This is a genomic window from Thalassotalea fonticola (assembly GCF_032911225.1).
Classification (GTDB): Bacteria; Pseudomonadota; Gammaproteobacteria; order Enterobacterales; family Alteromonadaceae; genus Thalassotalea_A; species Thalassotalea_A fonticola.
The window spans coordinates 4571754-4592623 of record NZ_CP136600.1; the positions used below are offsets into that span (position 1 = coordinate 4571754).

Genomic DNA, 20870 nt, shown 5'->3' on the forward strand with positions numbered 1-20870 from the left:
TTTATTGAGCCTTTTCGGTTGACGGTTGCGGCAAAAAGTCATCGGGGAAATATTTAAGTGCACTGCGCACCGGGAATGGAGTCATGCCTCCCATAGCACATAAAGAACCGTATTCCATGGTGTCGCATAAATCGTGTAATAAGTTTACGTTGTCCTGTCTGATCTGTTCGTTATTATCATTTTTGATGATTTTATCTATTACCTCAACACCACGTACCGAGCCAATACGACATGGGGTGCATTTACCACAAGATTCTACTTCACAAAACTCCATGGCAAAACGCGCCTGAGCGGCCATATCTACGGTATCGTCAAATACGACAATGCCGCCGTGGCCCAATACCGCACCAATGCTGGCAAATTCTTCATAATCGAGCGCCGTATGCCATTGTTCTTCTGGCAAGTAAGCACCTAACGGTCCACCTACTTGTACACTACGCATGGGGCGCTTGCTTTTACAGCCCTTGCCATATTGCTGCAGTAATTCATTGAGAGATATACCAAATGCCAATTCAACCAGACCGCCTTGGGCAATGTTACCCGCTAATTGAATGGGCAAGGTGCCACGCGATCGGCCCATACCAAAATCACGATAACTGGCGCCGCCATGGCTTAAAATATAAGGTACTGAAGCAAGTGATATAACATTATTCACTACGGTTGGCTGACCAAATAAGCCTTCAATAGCTGGCAATGGTGGTTTGGCGCGAACTAAACCACGCTTGCCTTCCAGGCTTTCCAGCAATGAGGTTTCTTCACCGCAAATATAAGCGCCAGCGCCCAAGCGTACTTCTAAATGAAAGCTGTGCTTACTGCCACAAATATTCTCACCCAGATAACCCTTCGCTTGCGCGTTTTCAATCGCCAGATTTAAAATGCGCTGGGCTTGCGGATATTCACTACGTAAATAGATATAGCCTTGATTTGCCCCTACGCTAAGGCCAGCGATAATCATGCCTTCAATCAGCACTAAGGGGTCGCCTTCCATTAACATACGATCGGCAAACGTGCCTGAATCACCTTCATCGGCGTTACAGACGATATATTTTTGCTGCTCTGGCTCATCTAATACGGTTTGCCATTTTATACCTGTAGGAAATGCTGCGCCGCCACGACCTCTAAGACCAGACTCTTTTACTTCATCAACTATCTGTTGTGCAGTTTTCTTTAAGGCACTGGTTAACCCGACAAATCCGCCATGATTAATGTAATCATCTACATCGATAGGGTCGATAATGCCTACTCGGGCAAATGTTAAGCGTTGTTGAGATTTAAACCAAGGCAACTCTTCAGTAAAACCAAGACATAGTGGATGCTCAACAATATCATTAAAACATTGCTGATTAATGATCTCGCTTACATCTTCTGGTTTTACCGGCCCATATGCGACACGACCCTTAGGAGTATTAACTTCTAATAAAGGCTCTAACCAAAACATGCCTCGCGACCCATTCCTTACTAATTTTGCTTCTAGGTCTGGCTGTGAGTTAAGTATATTTTCAGCCTGCGTTGCCACTTTGTCGCTACCTTTCGAACGGGCGGTAGTATCTAAAGAGACGAAAATTTTTCGTGACATTAATGCCATTGAGTTTTCAGTTGAAGGTGAGAGATTCATTTTAACTCCAACGAATAAGTATTTAACGACTCGAGAATTTGCTCAAATTTTTGTTGGTCTAATTCGCCATGGATATCATCACCAATACGAATAGCCGGTGAACATGCACAATTACCCAAGCAATAAACCGGCTCTAAGGTATATTGGCTATCTTTGCTGGTTTGGTGGTAATCGATGGCCAGCCTCTGTTTGATATTTTCCTCTAGCACTCTTGACCCCATGGCTTGGCATGACTCTCCTCGACAGACTTCGATAACATGAGTACCAGGTTTTTCGCTGCGAAAATGATGGTAAAAGCTAATCACGCCATGAACTTCGGCGCGAGACACATTTAATGCCTTGGCGATTAAAGGGAGGGCATTGGACGGAATAAAAGATAAGTTATCCTGAATGGCATGTAATATAGGTAGCATCGCGCCGGGCAATGTTTGGTGTTGCTCGATAATACTGGCGATCTGCAGCAGGCCTTGCTCGTTGGTGGCAGCCATAATATTCCTCTGGGCATTGTCACTTTTAGGCATTATCAAATAACTGCTCATCATCGATATAGCAGATTAAGACATCTTCATAGCTAATTAAGACATTTGTCCATTGCGGCATATCGGAAAATTTAAATGGTTTTTTAACAAAAAGTTAAATAATTGTTAACAAATGTCGCTTTTAGGTATGAAGTGTGTCGTAATTTGAATGGTTTTAATGTACTGTAAATCTATTGTTATACGGCTTTTTGATTTTGATCGTTTATTGATCTGGATCAATTTTAATTCTTGAATAATTCCTGGTTTTTTGATCCAGATCAACCTTTGGCGATATTGCAGTGTTGTCTGTTGGATTAGAAAAATAAAAAAAATAAAGTTATTAGGAAAAATCGAGACACTGGTTTTAACCTGAACAGCAACGAACAAGAGGAACAAGTACATGCCATTAGCAAAATCGAATAGCAGTAAACCACCGGTAAAATGTTCTCACGTCGGTTTTTTATTACAACCTAACTTTACCATGCTGGCTCTGTCATCAGCAATCGAACCAATGCGAATGGCCAATCAATTGTCCGGCCAAACTCTTTATCGGTGGACCATTCTAAGTGAAGATGGTCGTTCAGTTACTGCCAGCGACGGTCTAAAAATTGAAATTGATTCCTGCATCAATAATCATGTTGATTTCGACACTGTACTGGTTTGTGGTGGTGTTGATATTAAAAGTACTATTACTCGAAAAACCCTCAGCTGGCTGACCCATTTATCACGCTGCAATATTGTTTTAGGTGGTATTTGTACAGGCAGTTATTTGTTAGCTAAAGCCGGTTTGTTAGATGGTTATCAATGCACCATTCATTGGGAGTTATTAGCAAGTTGGCAGGAAGAGTTCCCATTTTTGAAAAGTTCCAATCAACTGTTTACCTATGATCGCGATCGCATAACCTGCTCAGGTGGCACTGCGCCGATGGACATGATGCTGCACGTGATTGCTAAAGAATATGGTAAGGAGTTAACAACGGCTATTTCAGACATGTTTACCCATGAAAATATACGTGATGAAAATGACCAGCAGCGTATACCATTACAACATATTGTTGGTGCCACCCAATCAAAACTGCAAGATGTAGTGGGGTTAATGGAAGCAAACATTGAAGAAGTATTATGTCTCGATGAATTAGCTAATTACGTTGATTTATCGCGTCGACAGTTAGAGCGACTGTTTCAAAAGTATCTCGACTGCTCACCGCATCGTTATTATTTACAGTTACGCTTAACTAGGGCTCGTCAGCTGTTAAAGCAAACCAGTATGTCTATTATTGAAATAGCCATCGCCTGTGGCTTTGTATCAACACCGCATTTTAGTAAGTGCTATCGTAATTCATTTAACATCCCGCCTCGCGATGAGCGCAACGTCATATCAGCAAACATGCAATCGGCTGCAAGTAATGAATCTAGTTTAGGCTCGGTTACGATTAATCATCATTAGTTGCCAAGTAAGGCTTTACAGGATACCGTTTATAATTGAAGTGAAACGGTATCTGTTTAACTGCTTATTTGTATACTTGGCTATATGAAATTATTATCTTTTTTAAATTCTGAAAACTCTGCAAAAGACCATCTGCAAATTCAGCAGAGTGGTCAACGCCGTATCGATCGTATGGCGCAATCTGGTGTGGGTAAATCTTCATTATGGAGTTTAGCTGAGGTCGGCTGGACCGCGGGACCGGTGACGTTTTTGGCGGCTCAAGGTGGGTATTACTTGGGGTTTGGTACTTGGCTACCGAATGAAAATCTGATTTTTTTTATCGGTTATACCGTTTTAATGGGCTTGATTGCCGTTTTAGTCAAGTTCATCTATAAGGCGACAAAAGGGCAAGTGCTGCTAGATGCTAAAGAACAGTTGTTACTGGTTATTGGTACCTTGCCTGATTTCATTTTCTCTGTCAGAGATCTCACCCTAAGCCGAATGGAGCCCGAATCTCGGCGTTATGAATCGGCGCGAATTTTGCTGCAAAAATCTGATCTTGGTCCGCAATGGCTGTCTCTGGCAGTAAATAGCATTATCGACTCACCGGTGATCGCTCGCGCCGTTGCCGATATTGAAATATATTGGCGCTCGGGTATGTATAGTCGTATTCACGATATCAACCAAGAACTTGCTGATGAAATATCGGACGCATTGGCGACATTAGAGCCTGATCGTCCGCGCTTGGCTCGATTGCTAGAACAACGCTTGCAAGGGAAAAAAAATACTTTGCGTAGCGGTGTTGAACGAGAGCCATTTTTCATTGAGCGCATATTTTCGGCGATTGAAGAAGATAACGAAGACATCATGGGCTTAAGTGATGTTGAAGAAGTCTTAACCTTGGCTTTTGAGCTCTTGTCGGGAAGACGCATTCCAATGCTGGTTGTTAATTGTGTTGGTTCATCACAATTAGCCAATGCTACAGAAAAACTCGAAAAAGAGCGTTCTAAATACCGCATCGCCAGAGCACGTGGTTATAGTCAATTATTGGCCTTGGCTAACTTTTTAAGTGACAGTAATTTACTTGATTATTCAACCGTGGCCGAACGTTTGCCGAGTCGTGATTTATTGCAAATTTGCCTCGAAACTCTAGATCGACTTTGTCAAAATATTTGCTCCGATATTGATAGTGTAGAAAAGCGTGAAGTAGTCGATATGCGTACATTAAAACTCAACCATAGCGTGTTGGTTAAGGCACTAGAATTGTATCAGCAAGCCTATCAAAGTAGTGCCATGGTAATGAGTGAACATGCTGACTTCTTAAAGGATATTAATAGTTGGCAGCGAGTAAATCGAAAATATGCGAATGCGAAAACTAAAGTATCGGTCACTGGCAAGCGGGGCCTGCACATTGTTGAACGGCAAATACAGTTAACCGATGCTGATAAAATTACGGTCGTTAAAAAAATCGCTCATCATTTTAGCAGTAACAGCATACTGTTCAAGGGGTTAAAAAATCGTACCCAACAGAGCAATTGGTTAGTAAGTAATCAACAGGTTAGGGCGGCGAAACAATTGGCAATAGACCTGGCTTTGGCTCTTGATCCTTGTGTCTTTATTAGCTTACCTGAAGTGCAGCGAGCTATTTATACCGCTAATGCTGTCGATTTAGGTGGTTTTGAACCCGGTTTAAGCACCACCACTAAAGTTGGCTGGGGCGAGTCGGTAGCAAAAGAAGTGCAAAAAGATATGGTTAAGGCATCTGGTCAACTGGCACAAGCTATTCATCGCTACTATGGCATTTGCCTAGGAGATGAAGAACTCGACTTTATGCATCAAACCTACGGCATGGATAAGCAGTATGTGATTGACTATTATCAAGATAATGAAAAAGACGAGCTATCGAGTAATGTTTTTGAGCCGCGCTCTCCTTTGATGATCCCTGCGGTTAAGTTTGGCTGGCGTAAAACACTTATCTTGTACCGAGAGCATTTATAATTCTGATGATTAAAGGCTGACTCTTGTTATTCCCGTCACTGTGTAAACCATCCTTTATGCCGATAGGTATTAATTTGCCTGAGTTTGAGGTAATAGCTGCTTATTCTAAATTTAGTTCGAGCTCAGATTAGCTATTCAATTAACGACATCTACGCCGTTTTTAGTATGGTAGGTGTCGCATTCTCCCATACCAAGCAATTTGCCTTTGTTAGACTGACTTTAGTTTAAATTTGCCTGTGATTGATCAATATAGATCTCACAGCATTGATGAGGTCAGTTTAATGAACACAGATCAAGCTTTAGCGTTACATCAAAGCTCAACAATTTTCGATGGTTTAGTCATCGCAAAATGGAACCGCGATTTATTCGAAGACATGGCAAAAGGTGGCCTAACCGCCGCTAACTGTACTGTCTCAGTGTGGGAAGGGTTTAAAGATACCATCGACAATATCACCGAATTTAATCAATTTTATCGTGATAACAGTGATTTAATCATGCCGGTACATACTACTAGCGACATCGCTAAAGCGAAACAGCAAGGCAAAACCGGCATCATTTTAGGCTTTCAAAATGCCAATGCCTTTGAAGACCAAATTGGTTATGTCGAAATATTCAAAAAACTCGGTGTTGGCATTGTGCAAATGGCCTACAACACGCAAAACCTAGTAGGTACTGGCTGCTATGAACGTGATGGTGGATTGTCGGGCTTTGGTCGTGAAATCGTTGCCGAAATGAATCGTGTTGGCATTATGTGTGATTTGTCTCATGTTGGTCCACAAACATCAGAAGAAGTTATTTTAGCATCAACGAAACCAGTGTGTTATTCCCACTGTTTACCTTACGGTTTAAAAGAGCATCCACGCAACAAAACTGATGAAGAGTTGCGTTTTATTGCCGAACATGGCGGTTTTATAGGCGTAACCATGTTTGCCCCATTCCTGAAAAATGGCATCAACTCTACGGTTCATGATTACATTGAAGCGATTGACTATGTGGTTGACATTGCTGGTGAAGACTGCGTTGGCATAGGTACTGATTTCACCCAAGGCCATGATCAACAATTCTTCGATATGTTAACTCATGACAAAGGCTATGCCCGTCGTCTAACTAACTTTGGCAAAATCATTAACCCTGAGGGCATTCGTACCTTAGGTGAATTTCCTAACCTTACCGCGGCGATGTTACAACACGGTTGGTCAGAATCTAAAATTAAAAAAATCATGGGCGAGAACTGGGTTCGCGTTCTAAAAGACGTCTGGGGAGAATAGACAATGAGCACTTTAAATACCGCGAGTCACAGTCCAGAAATGCCGATAGAGGTCGATAATGAGACTGGCGTTTGGACCACAGATGCCTTACCAATGTTGTATGTACCACGTCACTTTTTTGTCAATAATCATATGGGTATCGAAGCAGAGCTTGGCGCCGAAAAATACGCCGAGGTTTTATATAAAGCCGGTTATAAATCTGCTTTTTACTGGTGCGAAAAAGAAGGCGAAGAACACGGTATTGGTGGTGAGGCGTTGTTTGAGCACTACATGAAACGTTTATCACAACGTGGCTGGGGTTTTTTCGTTACTGAACAACTCGATCTTGAAAAGGGCACTGCCAAGGTACGCTTAGAAAACTCAGCCTTTGTTTATCAATATGGCAAGGTTAATCGCAAAGTAGATTATATGTTTACCGGTTGGTTTGCTGGGGCGATGGATCAAATCTCTGCCACTTTAGGTTACCCGGTTAAAACTCTGGCACAACAAACACAATGTGCCGCCGAAGACGGTTGTGATGTAGGTTACTTTGAAGTAACACCACTTTAACTTTTTATTACCAACAGCTTTTTTAAGAACTATAAATATCAGGAGCTCATCATGGCGCAGTTCGATGCATTATTTCAGCCATTAAAAATTAATCAACTTACCATACGCAATCGTGTGGTTAGTACGGCACACGCCGAAGTATATGCTACCGAAGGTGGCATGACGACCGAACGATATGTAAAGTATTACGAAGAAAAAGCCAAAGGTGGGGTTGGCCTGTCAATTTGTGGCGGCTCCAGTGTCGTGTCTATTGACAGTCCACAAGGTTGGTGGAAATCAGTTAACTTGTCTACCGACAGGATCATTCCTCACTTTCAAAATTTAGCCGATGCAGTACACAAGCACGGCGGAAAAATCATGATTCAGATCACCCACATGGGACGTCGCTCTCGTTGGGATGGTGGTAATTGGTCGACTTTAGTTAGCCCAAGTGGCATTCGTGAACCTGTGCATCGCGCCACTTGTAAAACCATTGAAATTGAAGAAATGCAACGCATTATAGGTGATTATGCCAAAGCAGCCGGGCGTGCAAAAGCCGGTGGCTTAGATGGTATTGAGCTTTCAGCCGTTCATCAGCATTTAATTGATCAATTCTGGAGCCCTCGGGTTAACCAGCGTGACGATGAATACGGCGGAAGTTTTGAAAACAGAATGCGTTTTGGTATGGAAGTATTGCATGCTATTCGTGCTGAAGTGGGTCGTGACTTTGCCGTGGGCTTGCGTATTTGTGGTGATGAATTTCATCCTGATGGGTTAAACCATGACGACATGAAAGAAATTGCGGCTTATTATGATGCCACCGGATTGCTCGATTTCTTCAGCGTAATAGGCTCTGGCTGTGATACTCATAACACCCTGGCTAATGTTATCCCGAATATGAGCTATCCACCTGAGCCCTTCTTGCATTTAGCCGCTGGCATTAAAGAAGTGGTTAATTCGCCAGTCATGCATGCGCAAAACATTAAAGACCCGAATCAGGCGCAACGTATTCTTGAGAGTGGTTATGTTGATTTTGTCGGTATGACCCGTGCTCATATTGCCGATCCGCATTTGATCACAAAGATCAAACTGAACCAGGTCGATCAAATCAAACAGTGTGTTGGTGCAAACTATTGTATCGACCGTCAGTACCAAGGCTTAGATGTGCTGTGTATTCAAAATGCCGCTACCTCGCGTGAATCAACGATGCCGCATATTATTGAAAAAACCGAGGGTAAAGTTCGTAAAGTGGTGATTATTGGTGGTGGCCCTGCTGGTATGGAAGCCGCACGTGTTTCTGCTGAGCGTGGCCATGACGTTATTTTAATTGAGAAAAACTCGGAACTTGGTGGGCAAATTACCATAGCCGCGAAAGCGCCACAGCGCGATCAAATTGCCGGCATTACTCGTTGGTTTGCGTTGGAACTAGATCGCTTAGGAGTCGATTTACGCCTTAATACAGCCGCCGATGAAGCAATGATCCGTGACCTTAATGCCGATGTGGTGATTTTGGCAGTCGGTGGTAAACCCTTCTTAGCACAAAACCCACATTGGGGCGTCGAAGAAGGATTGTCGGTAAGCACTTGGGATATTTTAAGTGGTGAAGTTGCACCCGGTAAAAATGTCTTGGTTTATGACACCATTTGTGAATTTAGTGGTTTATCGGCCGCTGACTTTTTAGCACAAAATGGTTCATTGGTCGAGATGGTGACCGATGATATCAAACCGGGCGCCGCGGTTGGCGGAACCACGTTCCCGACTTACTATCGCAGCTTGTATGAAAAAGAAGTGATCATGTCCTCAGATTTAATACTGGAAAAAGTCTATCGTGAAGGCGATAAACTGGTGGCGGTATTAGAGAATGAGTATACAGGACAGCAAGAAGAACGTGTGGTCGATCAGGTGGTGATTGAAAATGGCGTTCGTCCTGATGAAGAAATTTATCTGCAACTGAAAAGTGATTCTCGCAACAAAGGTCAAATCGATATTGAAGCGCTTTATGCGGCAGAGCCTCAGCCGATATTGGCTGAAGAAGGAGAAGGCTACTTACTGTATCGCATCGGTGACTGTGTGTCGCAGCGTAATACTCATGCGGCAATATATGACGCATTGCGTTTATGTAAGGATTTCTAGCTTTAAGCAGCTTTTAGATTGTATGCCACCGCTAGATGCGGTGGCATATGCCTAGGATAATTAATAGGTATTGTTATGTCATCATCCGAATTTCTTTCCCAATTTCTGTTTACCCTTATATCAACAGCTTTGCTGCTGACGTTAATCGGTGCAGTTAAACGTGCATTGTTGTGGTCGCAGGGGCAATCATCAACGATACATTGGCGTGGTTTATTGCAGATCCCTCGTCGTTATCTGGTTGACTTACATCATGTGGTTGCCCGTGATAAATACATGTCCAATACCCACGTCGCTACAGCGGGTGGCTTTGTTTTGTCTGCCATATTAATCGTACTGCTTTATGTCTTTCAGCTGCAGTTGCAGATATTAACCTGGGCATTACTTGGTTCATCGTTGCTAATGTTTGTTGGTAGTATTTTTGTCATGTTTAGGCGCCGTAATCCTCCACCTAATTTATCATTGGGTAAATGGCAGCGATTACCAAAAAGCTTGATGGTGTTTTCGTTGAGTTTTTTTATCCTCACCTTACCGGCAACGGGAATATTACCTAGCGATACCGGCGGGTGGTTATTAGCGCTGCTGTTAGTTGTTGGCATTATTTGGGGAATTGGTGAAATGTTTTTCGGCATGACCTGGGGCGGGCCGATGAAACACGCGTTTGCTGGTGCTTTGCATTTGGGTTTACACCGACGCCAAGAGCGTTTTGGCGGCGGTCAATCAACAGGATTAAAAGCCATAGATCTTACCTCGAACAAACTGGGCGTGGAAAAGCCGGTCGACTTTAAATGGAATCAATTATTAAGCTTTGATGCCTGTGTTGAATGTGGGCGCTGTGAAAAAAATTGTCCGGCATTTGCTGCTGGCCAACCGCTAAATCCGAAAAAGCTGATCCAGGATATGGTAATTGGCATGGCCGGGGGCGATGACGCAAAATTTGCTGGTAGTCCGTATCCTGGCATTAAGGTAGGAACTCATAAAGGCGGTGCAATCATTCCTATTGTGAATGTATTGGTGGAAAGCGAAACCCTATGGTCATGTACCACTTGCCGCGCCTGTGTTGACGCTTGTCCAATGATGATTGAACATGTTGACGCAATAGTCGATATGCGCCGATTTGAAACGTTGGAGAAAGGACAAACTCCCGGCAAGGGCAATGAAATTTTAGAAAACTTGAGCGCGACCGATAATCCTAATGGATATGCACCAAATACCCGGATGAACTGGGCAGCCGATCAAAACCTTACTGTATTTGGCCAAAATGCCGATAAACAGGAAGTTACTCAGGCTGACGTGCTCTTGTGGATTGGTGATGCGGCTTTTGACATGCGCAACCAACGGACACTTCGGGCAATCATTAAACTGCTACGCACCGCTGATGTTGATTTTGCCGTATTGGGTGATGCTGAGTTTGATAGTGGTGACTTAGCAAGACGTTTGGGTGATGAAGCCACTTTTCAACGTCTGGCCACCAGTAATATTAGCAACATGAATAAATACAGTTTTAATACCATAGTTACCGCAGATCCACATGCCTTCCATTGTCTTAAAAATGAATATGGCGAGTTTGGTGGCAACTACAACGTATGGCACCACACAGGTTTTTTTGCTGAGCTGGTTAGTCAACAGAAACTTAAGTTAGATAATAGTAAAGAGCTGGCGCTGACCTACCACGACCCTTGTTATTTAGGTCGTTATAACGGTGAGTATGACGCCCCGCGATTCTTATTAGAAAGCATGGGGGTTAAAATTAAAGAAATGGAGCGCAGTAAGTCAACCGCGCGTTGTTGTGGTGGCGGCGGTGGCGCACCTGTTACCGATATTCCAGGCGAGCAGCGTATTCCTGACATGCGCATGGCGGATGTTACTGAAACCAACGCTGAGATTGTTGCGGTAGCTTGTCCACAGTGTAATTTGATGCTTGAGGGCGTGGTTGAACCAAGACCTGAAGTGAAAGACATTGCCGAATTAATGCTTGATGCGTTAATTGAAAGTGAAGTTGAAGACGCGGTTGGAGGTGCAGTATGAGTGAATTATTCCGCCGCGATCCAAGAGCACACTGGATAGCACGTAATCGCTTGCATCCACAGCATCAAACATTGGCTAGTGGGCCGGTATTTGGACCGTCAGGATTACTGCGTAAAAATCCGCATATCATAGGTTTTATTGGGCCTAATGGCCTGAAGCGTATCGATCGTTCAGGGGCATCTTCTGATAATGGGCAAGGCTCACGTCGCTCAGCAAGTGTAGCAAGCGAAGTAATATTGCCGTTACATCAAGTAGCAGAGCCAACATTTTATATTGTTGTTGCACTGGACTTGGTTTCAGGGCGTTTGAATGGTCATGACAAAGACACTCTTGGCTTGGCGCAACAATTAGCGAATCGCAATAATGGTGGTGGCGCAGTAGTCGCTGTTGCTTTTGGAGAGCTAAAAGATGACTCGTTGGATAAGTCTGGTGTTGATCGATTGATCCATCTAGACGGGCAGCAATATAGCAATTATAACCCCGAGCAACGATGTAATGATCTACAAAGCATTATTGCTGAACTAAATCCGCAACATATCCTGTTGCCAGATAGCATTAATGGTGGCGGCGATTTAGGTCGTCGCTTGGCAGCTGCATTAGCGCTGCGACCTGCTTGTGGGGTTTGGAAATTAAATGATGAAACCATTATCTGTCGAGGCAGTGGTGGTAAGAGTGACATTACCCGACCGTTAAGCCAGCTATTGTTGGTTATGGAAGAGTGTAGTGAACCAATCAGTGAAACCCGACATGAAAATATATTAATTCCACATGAGGCAAGCCAATCCACTGACAGTAAATTGTTTGACCATGGCAATATTAGTGTTGATCCCAATGCTATTCCTTTGGGAGAAGCTGGTTTTATTCTCTCTGGTGGTAATGGTATCAATGACTGGCCACAGTTTCATCACACTGCGAATGTGTTGGGGGCCACTGAAGGGGCGAGCCGAGTCGCGGTCGACGATGGCAATATGCCACGAGAGCGACAAGTGGGGGCCACAGGTACTTGGGTAACTGCACAAGTGTATATTGCGGTCGGCATATCCGGCGCAATTCAGCACATGCAGGGTATTGGTCAATGTGACAAAGTGGTGGCAATTAATACTGATGAAGGTTGTGATATGGTCAAGCGCGCCGACTTAAGCGCGATTGGAGACAGTACTGAAATATTAACTCGATTGGTGGAACTGGTTGAGCAAAGAAAACAATTAATTAATGAGGGTGCTACAAATGAGCAATGATAACTTGTCGGTGATATCGTTAGTTTCTATTGGTGAACATCCAACGTCACGCCGACCAAGACGTGCAGAACAAGACGCTAGGGCGATAGAATTGGGTCTTAAACTGGTAGGCGATAATTTACAAACCCTGCACGCTGGTCAGATTTCTGACGATCCTAGACAGCAAACTGCATTGCGTAGTTACCTAGGCATGGGGCTTGCGGATATAAATCTGCTAGAAATGCCAGAACAAGCAGACGCTGTACTGGTTATTGCTGAACATTTAAAACAGCAAAATCCAGATGTTATTTTAACCGGTGTACGCGCCGAAAATGGCGAGTCATCTGGCATGTTGCCTTATTTATTGGCCGAGCAGCTTGGTATGGCCATGGTTACTTCGATTGCCGATATCTTATCTGTTGATGACGTTAATAAACAAGCGGAGGTATTACAAGCCTTGCCCCGTGGCCAGCGCCGTAAAATCAAAGTTGATTTACCATTTGTAGCCAGTGTTGACATGGCTGCTGCACTGCCAAGGCAAAGTGCCTTTGGCCCCTCGATGCGCGGGCAATTTCAAGCAACGCTTGGTGGGGCTTTTACAGATCAAGAATCGCCTTTATGGCAAACAGCCGATGCTAAAAAACGCCCGAAACGTCTTAAAATAGTGAAAGCAAAAACTGCGGCAGACCGTTTTAAAGCGGCTACAGCCAAAGCATCTGGCGGCGGTGGCAAAGTTGTACATGGCGTAGAAGAGTCGGCGCAAGCGATTTTAGACTTGCTGGTGGAAGAAGGGCTAGTGTAATACTAAATTAATCAACTTAGTATGAATATTCCTTATCTGAAATACCGCGTTAAACACCAAGTTGCTTAACGCGGTAAATCTTTCTTTCCTTCGGCGAGATGCTGAATATTAAATGGTAACTTTATTCATAACTTTTCCTAAAAATTCCGGTAATAAATTTGCCTAAATGTATGATATAAAAATTAAGTTGGAGATTATACTTTGCGAGTTGCAGCTGTTTTCGGTTTGAATCAGATTGTCAGCCATGGTTTTGGACTATTTCTATTTGCCGCTTTAGTTCCGTTGATGCGTGAATCTATCGCCATTACTAACTGGCATCTAGCCGCTATTGGTGCACTTACCCAATTGTCATACCTTGCAGGGGCATTATTACTCGGATTTATTGGCAATAAAGTTAGTTCTGCACGACTGGTTTTAACTACTGGCACTATCACCACAATATTGCTGTTTAGCATGTCACAATTACAAGATCCGATAATCATCACCTTGGTGTTGGTTTTGTTAGCCGCTAGCGCTGCCATTAGCTGGGGCGCCATTGTTGAGATCGTTGGTCGTAATTCCAAGCCTGAAAAATGTTCAACGTATTTGTCGTTTGCTGCCAGTGGTACGGCTTGGGGTTATGGATTAAACGGTTTACTTATCTTACTGGTAGTCCCTGCGCTTGGTTGGCAAAGTAGCTGGCAGATTGCCGCTTTAGTTGGCCTGATAGTTGTGGGTCTTACATGGCGGCTATTGACCAAATTAAACAGTCAGTCTTCAACTCATAACATTCCTGAGCAAGCAATGATCCCGGCGTCAAAATTATTGACCACCATTATACGTGAACGTACAGCATTATTTGCCTGCACGGTCTGCTTCCTGGTTGGCTTTAGCACGATGCCATTTGCCAACTGGCTTAATACTTACTTGCATGAATTACAATTACCTGCCTCTGTCGGCGGGTATACCTGGACCATCGTCGGAGTGACTGGCATGGTCGCCGGATTTATTGCCGGTTGGATCGCAGATCGTACCAGCCATGGTACGGCATTAATGATTATCTTTAGCGGTTTTGCCCTTAGCTTAATGGCCTTTGTTTATGATCCAAGCCAATTCGCCGCTGTCGCTGGCTTTGGTTATGGACTGATGTACTTTCCGGTCTGGGGTATTTTGGCTGGCTGGCTTCGGCAATCGTTCTCTTCCACGGCCACTATGCAAATTAGCAGCATTTGCATGGTAACTTCGGGTTTAGGTGGGGCTTTGGGGAATCTGTTGGCCGGATATATTCGTGACACTACCGGTTCGTTGGAACTTGTTTATTGCATAGTGACGCTGGCCGTGTTGTTAATGGTGTTTTTAACCGTGATAACTGTGGGGTGGAAGCCGGTAACGAAGGAGCTTGTTTCGCCACGGTCTATGGTGAAATAAAACTCTTTCATGCCGGGCGCAGACACGCCCTTAAGCTCCTACCCTCCTTTGGAGGTGACGCTCGATGCAAACGGTTCCGCCACCATGTCTGCTGGCTTTTGCCTTATATAGGGGCCTTCCAGGACTGGAAATTCATCTTGACTATAAATATCGCTACTCATAGTTAGCGCCTAAAGCAGCAGAGCGCTAAAAATATAAATAAGTTTCATGATTTATTCCTGATTTAATTCAGTAATTTATTTAACTAATCCTTGGTAATAGGTTGTTCAGAGACAAAGCTACTGGGAATCAAAACCTGTAACATCCATGTAACAGGTTTATTTTCATTGGATAAAAGCTGGCAGGAGCCTTGCTGCCGTCACCTAACAAATTTAAATTGAGCTATGCCTTATTTAACAAATGCAGGTAGGATGTTTTTTGAAACCTGAGCCAATATAGTATCTTCCCTATCATGGCCAGTGATCACAACAATTAAGTCAAGCTCTTCAAGCGCTATAATGTGTTGTCCTCCACCACCCCAAGCAATTTTGACATCATAGCTTTTATCTTCGACTATCATGTCAGTTTGATACCAAAAATAGCCATAATTAAAGCTTTCGGGTTGCCAATCTTCAGTAGCTTTAGTGATTCCGCTGGTGGCATAGGCTAAATATTTTGCTGAAATAAGTTGTTCGCCATTCCATTGTCCTTTATTGGTGACCAATGATCCCAACTTAATCATATCGCGTGATGTCATGCTTGCTCTTTCACCCGCTAGTGGCAGGCCACTGAGGTCATTTCGCCAGTTGTAAACATTGATGCCTATCTTACCTAGCAGTTCATTTTTGATAAAATCTTCAGCGGTTCCTGGCACGACAGCATCAAGTACTTGCATCACCAGTTGCGGGTCGGCTCCTTGATACTCGAAGCCCTGAGACTCTGAGGTAATCGGTGCACTAAGCTCAAGAAAAGCCTGAATCTTATCTAGGCCTTTAAACTCGCTGGAATTTTTCCTGAATTTTTTGAGCTGTTCTTCACTGAAGCGAAGCCCAGAGCTCATAGTCATCGCTTTGTGAAGGGTGATCTTTTCTACACCACCGACAAATTTTGTTGGGTCCAGGTCTTTCAGAAAGCTGACCACAGGTTTGTCCAGATCAGCCATTGTCAGGTAGCCCAGTTGCATTGCTCGGCCAACAACCAGGCTTGTATAGGCTTTGGTGGCTGACGCTTGCATATGGGGCAGGTTGACGCGACCGCGCAAATAATAGGATTCAAAGACTAGCTTGCCGTGGAGGGCAATAAGCAGGCTATCGTATTTACCATGTTTCTTGTCGGCAATCTCTTGCGCCAGCTGCAAAATCATAGCTTTATTGTCACCATTAGCTACCAAATCGCCAACCGCTAGACCGTCTTTTCTGTCTGCCGGCGTTGAATCGATAAAAGCTTTTTCAAGATAAGACATATCCCAAAATGAAATCTTGGCTTCGGAGGGTGAAACCTCCGGCGCTCGACTATTCGTTGCTTTGGCATTTTCTTCGGTATTTGCTGCAACTATATTGCTGAAACCGCTTAATAGCGCAACGGCGATTAAGCTTTTCAAGATGATGTTCATAGTTTTTCCTATTGTCTTGTTCACTATTTGTAATTAATTTGATTCGAAGCTGTGTGCTTTTATATTGGCTCTGTACCTGCGATTGTTTTCTACTTTTATGGTTTATAGTTTGGGTCTAAGTGTCTCAATAATCTGTGCATCCACCCAGTAGATATCTATATTACCCTTGTCATCCATGCCTCGGTTGAAGAGTATGTACTTGCCATCAGGGGTGACGCTGGCATAGAAATCCTCTTTATCGGAATTGACCTTGTCGCCCATATTGATCGCAGGTCCCCATGAACCATCCTTTTGTCGGTAACTAATAAAAAGATCAGAGCCTCCAAAACCGCCTTCTACCTCGCTATCCCAAATCAGGTAGCCTTCGTCTGGCGCGATAAAAGGATGGGCTGTCCATTTGCCCGCGTTTATCGCTTTGTTAAGCGGCTTAGGCTCTTCACGTTTGCCATTGATTAATCGAGAATAACGAAGAACACCATCACCCTCTCTAGTCGCTTCGTCAAAAACATAAGTGCCTTTTGTGGAAGCCGACAAGCGCATAATATGCCAGTCTTTGCGGTCAATCATCGGGCCTTGGCTTTTGCGTTCTGACCAGCCATCGCCGATGCGGTCCATATAGCCTTTTGCCATATGCATGCGCTTGCCGTCAGGCGAGAATACGATTTCACCGCTTCGCGGAAATTCAATGTATTTCTTCCAGACATTATTTTGCTGACGGAAGCCGATAACGGTGGAGCGTTTTCTGTTTGTAGTGAAGTAAAACTCCTTCATGCCAGGCGCAAACACGCCCTCAAGCTCCCAGCCATCTTTGGAGATGATGCCCGGTGCAAAAGGCTCTGCCACCACGCCTGGTGGTTTTTGCCCCATATAGGGGCCTTCGAGGACTGGAAATTCATCGTGACTATAACTTTTGCTACTCATAGCTAACACAGAAAGCAGAAGAGCGATAAGAATATAAATAGGTTTCATGATTTTTCCTTGTTACTTTGTAAGTTTGATAACCAAGTCACACTGCGTACACCCGTCAGAGGAAACGCTCTCTGATGGCTCCCCTCAAGCACTACATGCTTTAAAGATAAACTCTTATCGTTTTTATTTTTCAGCATGGTAATCAGTTTCTCGGCATGCTCGCCCAACTCCTTCTCCAATGTGCCATATGAAATGAAAACGTTGGCATTAAAGCCTTTAGGTTTTAATGCGGTATTAGCACCAAGCTCAGTTAGATAAGGAATGTCGCCCTTAAGCGAAGGACTACCCAGGATGTAGTTTTTAAAGGTATCGGGTTGTGTCATTAATATGTAAGCGCCAAACTCACCGCCAGCGGAAAAACCAAAATAAGTGCGATTGCCGGGGTCGGTTCGGTAATTGTTTTCTATATATTTAACTACGTCGTTGCGAATAAAGCCCAGATGATTACCGGCCTGTCCTAACTGATATTTAGCTTGAACTTTCGGGTTGCTTGACTTCCTCATTGAATAATCTCGAAATCTGCTGACATATGCCCCATGTTCTTTCTTTAAATCTTCATTTATATCTTTTTGCCAGGAAATTCCGACCAAAATAACGTCTTCCATCAGGAATGATGTGGCAGCAGATAACATTTCGATATGCCACACTGCATCTGTAAAATAAATGACAGGATACTGTGCAGTCTTGTTTTCTACATATCCCTCTGGCAGCTTGATATAAAGTTCATATTGACCTCCTGTGTCAGTATTTTTTATAGGTACTACCTGTGTCCTTGGTATTTCGTATAATTTTTGTTCACTTGCTTTAGCGCTTATAAAAGGTAGCAAAAACAAAAAAACTAAGATTAAGCTCTGCTTCATATTCATCAATTTATCTCTTCTTATAACGGTATACATAAATTAAAGTTCGCTCTTTTAAATAAAATGGAGAAATTGAATTTAAACGGATCAAAATTAAAATACTTGAAGTTATGATGATTTTTAGCTGACGTCTTGCTGATAACAAAAAAAACAAGGTGTTATCAACAGGTTAAATAATTAAGTTTAGTTAAAGTCGGGGTTGTGTTAAGGTCATTTATCTAGTTTAGACTCACTTTTGAGCACCAGTTTTCATCCTGAACAGAGGTTATATGGCAGAGCAATATTGGATTGGTGGTTTTTATATCGATTTATCCAGAAATCAAATCACTCAAAATAAACAATCTCAAATAATTGCCCCTAAAGCTTTGGCCGTTCTAACCTACCTGGCTGAAAATCAGGGCAAGGTGGTTAGTCATGACGCATTGTTAGCGAAAGTCTGGCAAAACACTGTGGTGTCACCTAATACCCTACAAAGAAGCATCGCCCAATTAAGAAAAGCATTGGGTGACGATAGCAAAGTGCAAGTCTATATTAAGACACATGCTAAACAAGGATATAGCTTGGAGTGTGATGTTCGATGGCATGAGCATATCGAATCGGTCAACCTCAATAGCTCCCAGGAAAATGTAGTCGACGAAACCCCAGTTATTGAAGCCAATAGCAGTGAAGCCAATAGCGATATTAATAATGCCACTATTACAGCAGCTATTACCCCAGCTAGGCCAAAACCTTCGAGATCGAGTTTAATATCGATTTCTATCATCTTTGGCATAATGATTCTGGGTATAATTGGATATCAGACTCTCCCTGCCAAGCAACCTTCGCAATTGTCCTTTGGCGAGTTACGCGCACTGACCTCAACTGACAGCAAAGAACTCGCTAGCATCTATTCACCTGATGGTCAGTACGTGGTTTTCCATCGTTATTCACAAGAGTTTTGTGTTAATAATATCTGGGCAAAAAATACCAAAACACAGCAAGAGTTCCAGCTAACAAATAACTTTGATTCATATGGCAGCCATAGTTTCTCTAAAGATGGCAAGAATCTGGTATTTATTAAAACTGGCGGCTGTAGTCAACCGGACACACAAAAAAAATGTTATAAACTCATGAGCTTGGATTTTAACCGGGCACTTGGGGCGCCTCAATCTCCCAACGTATTGTTGGAATGTAAAAATTCAGCAATACGAAACCCTAAATGGTTAAATAACAACAATATCGCTTTATTACAGAAGTTTTCGGATCGTTGGCAGTTAATCAGTTACTCGGTTAATGAAAATAAAAGCCAGGTCTTATATGCCATCGATGATGGCAATATACTCGACTATGACTATTCGGTTACAGACGATTTGATTGCCCTAACCAGTTTTCATGTTGATGGCCATTATTACATTGAAGTGCTCAACGCAGATGGTCAGCTTGTATCGAGTCATCGAATCAAATACCCGGAAGAAATAGCAAATTTCAGGCTTATCTATCCAAATTTTTCGCCTTTAAAAAAACAACTCATCTTTAGCACGGGGAGGCAGCTTTTTACACTATCTCATGACGGTCAAGTAACCAATATCAGCTTGCCGCTTGATGAACCTATGGGAACCCCTACATTTCATCCTGATGGCAATCGAATGATTGTAATTAAAGGACGCTACGATAGTGACATCGTATCGATGCCGATTTCACAAATAGCACAGGCACAAACAGAACAGGTGCAAAGCCAACAAAATATAAGTCTCTCAGTGCTCGAACGCTCGATAGTCGCTGATGAGAGCGCCATACTGCAACCCAATGGCGAGCTAATCGCTTACAAATCTGAACGTTCTGGAGAAGACCAACTTTGGATAACCGACGGCAAAGGTTCACAACAACTCACCCAGTTTCCTATGGATACTTATTTATTTGGAATGGATTGGGCGGCAGACGGTAAAAGTATTTTAGTCAATGCCAACAACACTCTAACTCAGGTATATCTGGATTCAAGTCAAAAATCCTTTCCGTTGGAATATGCTGTTGTTCAACTTTTCCAATGGGATAGTAGCAACAACAGCGCTTTATTGCTTATACGTAGCAAAGGGATATTAAAATTCGCCGAACTCAATTTAACTAACTCCGAGATTCGTATTATTAATGACAATACGGTTAATTGGGCGCTAAAAAGTGAGAACGGTCAATTAGTCTACACCGATCACATGGCTAGGTTTTGGCAGCAAGGACCGGTTGAAGATCAGCTTATTGAAGCACTAGAAGGTCAAGGAAGAGAGAAGCAGCGATTCGTGATAAAAGACAATGTCATTTATGGTATCAATGAGGATTTCCAATTGTGGTCGTATGCTCTTAACCAGGATAGGTTTGAAATCATCACACAGTTACCTAACAATATAGATGATTTATCCGACATAAATCAGACTCAGCTTTTGATGACCGTGGAGGTTTCCTCAAAAAAAGAAGTGGTTGAACTCTCTTTAAGTGAATAGAGTAATTCGAAAAGTCGATTGTCTTCTAGGGCAATTGACTTA

The 20870-nt window shown here is 43.1% G+C and carries 15 protein-coding genes; 10 read left to right on the forward strand and 5 right to left on the reverse strand.

What is annotated here, in order from left to right:
• Nucleotide 1 precedes the first annotated feature (1 nt).
• Together RI844_RS18895 and RI844_RS18900 are read right to left on the reverse strand one after the other, a co-directional pair.
• Nucleotides 2-1615, reverse strand: coding sequence for a formate dehydrogenase beta subunit (locus RI844_RS18895; protein WP_348396190.1), 1614 nt, complete (start codon nt 1613-1615; stop codon nt 2-4).
• Entirely contained in the window at nt 1612-2103 is a 492-nt protein-coding gene (locus RI844_RS18900; protein ID WP_348396191.1) for a formate dehydrogenase subunit gamma, read from the reverse strand. The genes RI844_RS18895 and RI844_RS18900 overlap by 4 nt, the downstream gene beginning before the upstream one ends.
• A gap of 430 nt (nt 2104-2533) precedes the next feature.
• Here RI844_RS18900 and gbdR point away from each other — a divergent pair, with 430 nt between their 5' ends.
• The 9 genes from gbdR (at nt 2534) to RI844_RS18945 (ending at nt 14937) form a co-directional block, all read left to right on the forward strand.
• The gene (gbdR, locus tag RI844_RS18905) at nt 2534-3580 is read left to right on the forward strand and encodes a choline metabolism transcriptional regulator GbdR (protein WP_348396192.1); all 1047 of its coding nucleotides are present in this window, start codon (nt 2534-2536) and stop codon (nt 3578-3580) included.
• Between the two features lie 84 nt (nt 3581-3664).
• The gene (locus RI844_RS18910) at nt 3665-5557 is read left to right on the forward strand and encodes a hypothetical protein (RefSeq protein WP_348396193.1); all 1893 of its coding nucleotides are present in this window, start codon (nt 3665-3667) and stop codon (nt 5555-5557) included.
• 281 nt (nt 5558-5838) lie between these two features.
• Nucleotides 5839-6825, forward strand: coding sequence for a dipeptidase (locus tag RI844_RS18915; protein ID WP_348396194.1), 987 nt, complete (start codon nt 5839-5841; stop codon nt 6823-6825).
• A gap of 3 nt (nt 6826-6828) precedes the next feature.
• Nucleotides 6829-7374, forward strand: a complete 546-nt coding sequence (locus RI844_RS18920) for a DUF5943 domain-containing protein (RefSeq protein WP_348396195.1) — start codon at nt 6829-6831, stop codon at nt 7372-7374.
• Nucleotides 7375-7425: 51 nt separating this feature from the next.
• The gene (gene dgcA, locus RI844_RS18925) at nt 7426-9486 is read left to right on the forward strand and encodes a dimethylglycine demethylation protein DgcA (RefSeq protein ID WP_348396196.1); all 2061 of its coding nucleotides are present in this window, start codon (nt 7426-7428) and stop codon (nt 9484-9486) included.
• 75 nt (nt 9487-9561) lie between these two features.
• On the forward strand, nt 9562-11511 hold the full coding sequence (locus tag RI844_RS18930) for a (Fe-S)-binding protein (RefSeq protein WP_348396197.1): 1950 nt from the start codon (nt 9562-9564) through the stop codon (nt 11509-11511).
• Nucleotides 11508-12749 (forward strand): electron transfer flavoprotein subunit alpha, encoded by a 1242-nt coding sequence (gene etfA / locus RI844_RS18935; protein WP_348396198.1) that lies wholly within the window; start codon nt 11508-11510, stop codon nt 12747-12749. The genes RI844_RS18930 and etfA overlap by 4 nt, the downstream gene beginning before the upstream one ends.
• On the forward strand, nt 12739-13530 hold the full coding sequence (etfB, locus tag RI844_RS18940; RefSeq protein WP_348396199.1) for an electron transfer flavoprotein subunit beta: 792 nt from the start codon (nt 12739-12741) through the stop codon (nt 13528-13530). The genes etfA and etfB overlap by 11 nt, the downstream gene beginning before the upstream one ends.
• Before the next feature lie 201 nt (nt 13531-13731).
• Nucleotides 13732-14937, forward strand: a complete 1206-nt coding sequence (locus RI844_RS18945) for an MFS transporter (protein ID WP_348396200.1) — start codon at nt 13732-13734, stop codon at nt 14935-14937.
• Between the two features lie 388 nt (nt 14938-15325).
• Here the strand turns inward: RI844_RS18945 and RI844_RS18950 are convergent, their stop codons facing one another.
• From RI844_RS18950 to RI844_RS18960, 3 genes are all read right to left on the reverse strand, one after another.
• On the reverse strand, nt 15326-16528 hold the full coding sequence (locus RI844_RS18950; protein ID WP_348396201.1) for a serine hydrolase domain-containing protein: 1203 nt from the start codon (nt 16526-16528) through the stop codon (nt 15326-15328).
• Nucleotides 16529-16630: 102 nt separating this feature from the next.
• Nucleotides 16631-17497 (reverse strand): TolB-like translocation protein, encoded by an 867-nt coding sequence (locus tag RI844_RS18955; RefSeq protein WP_348396202.1) that lies wholly within the window; start codon nt 17495-17497, stop codon nt 16631-16633.
• Nucleotides 17494-18363 (reverse strand): alpha/beta hydrolase, encoded by an 870-nt coding sequence (locus tag RI844_RS18960; RefSeq protein WP_348396203.1) that lies wholly within the window; start codon nt 18361-18363, stop codon nt 17494-17496. Before RI844_RS18960 ends, RI844_RS18955 begins: the two co-directional genes overlap by 4 nt.
• 263 nt (nt 18364-18626) lie before the next feature.
• Here RI844_RS18960 and RI844_RS18965 point away from each other — a divergent pair, with 263 nt between their 5' ends.
• Nucleotides 18627-20828 (forward strand): winged helix-turn-helix domain-containing protein, encoded by a 2202-nt coding sequence (locus tag RI844_RS18965; protein WP_348396204.1) that lies wholly within the window; start codon nt 18627-18629, stop codon nt 20826-20828.
• Nucleotides 20829-20870 lie beyond the last annotated feature (42 nt).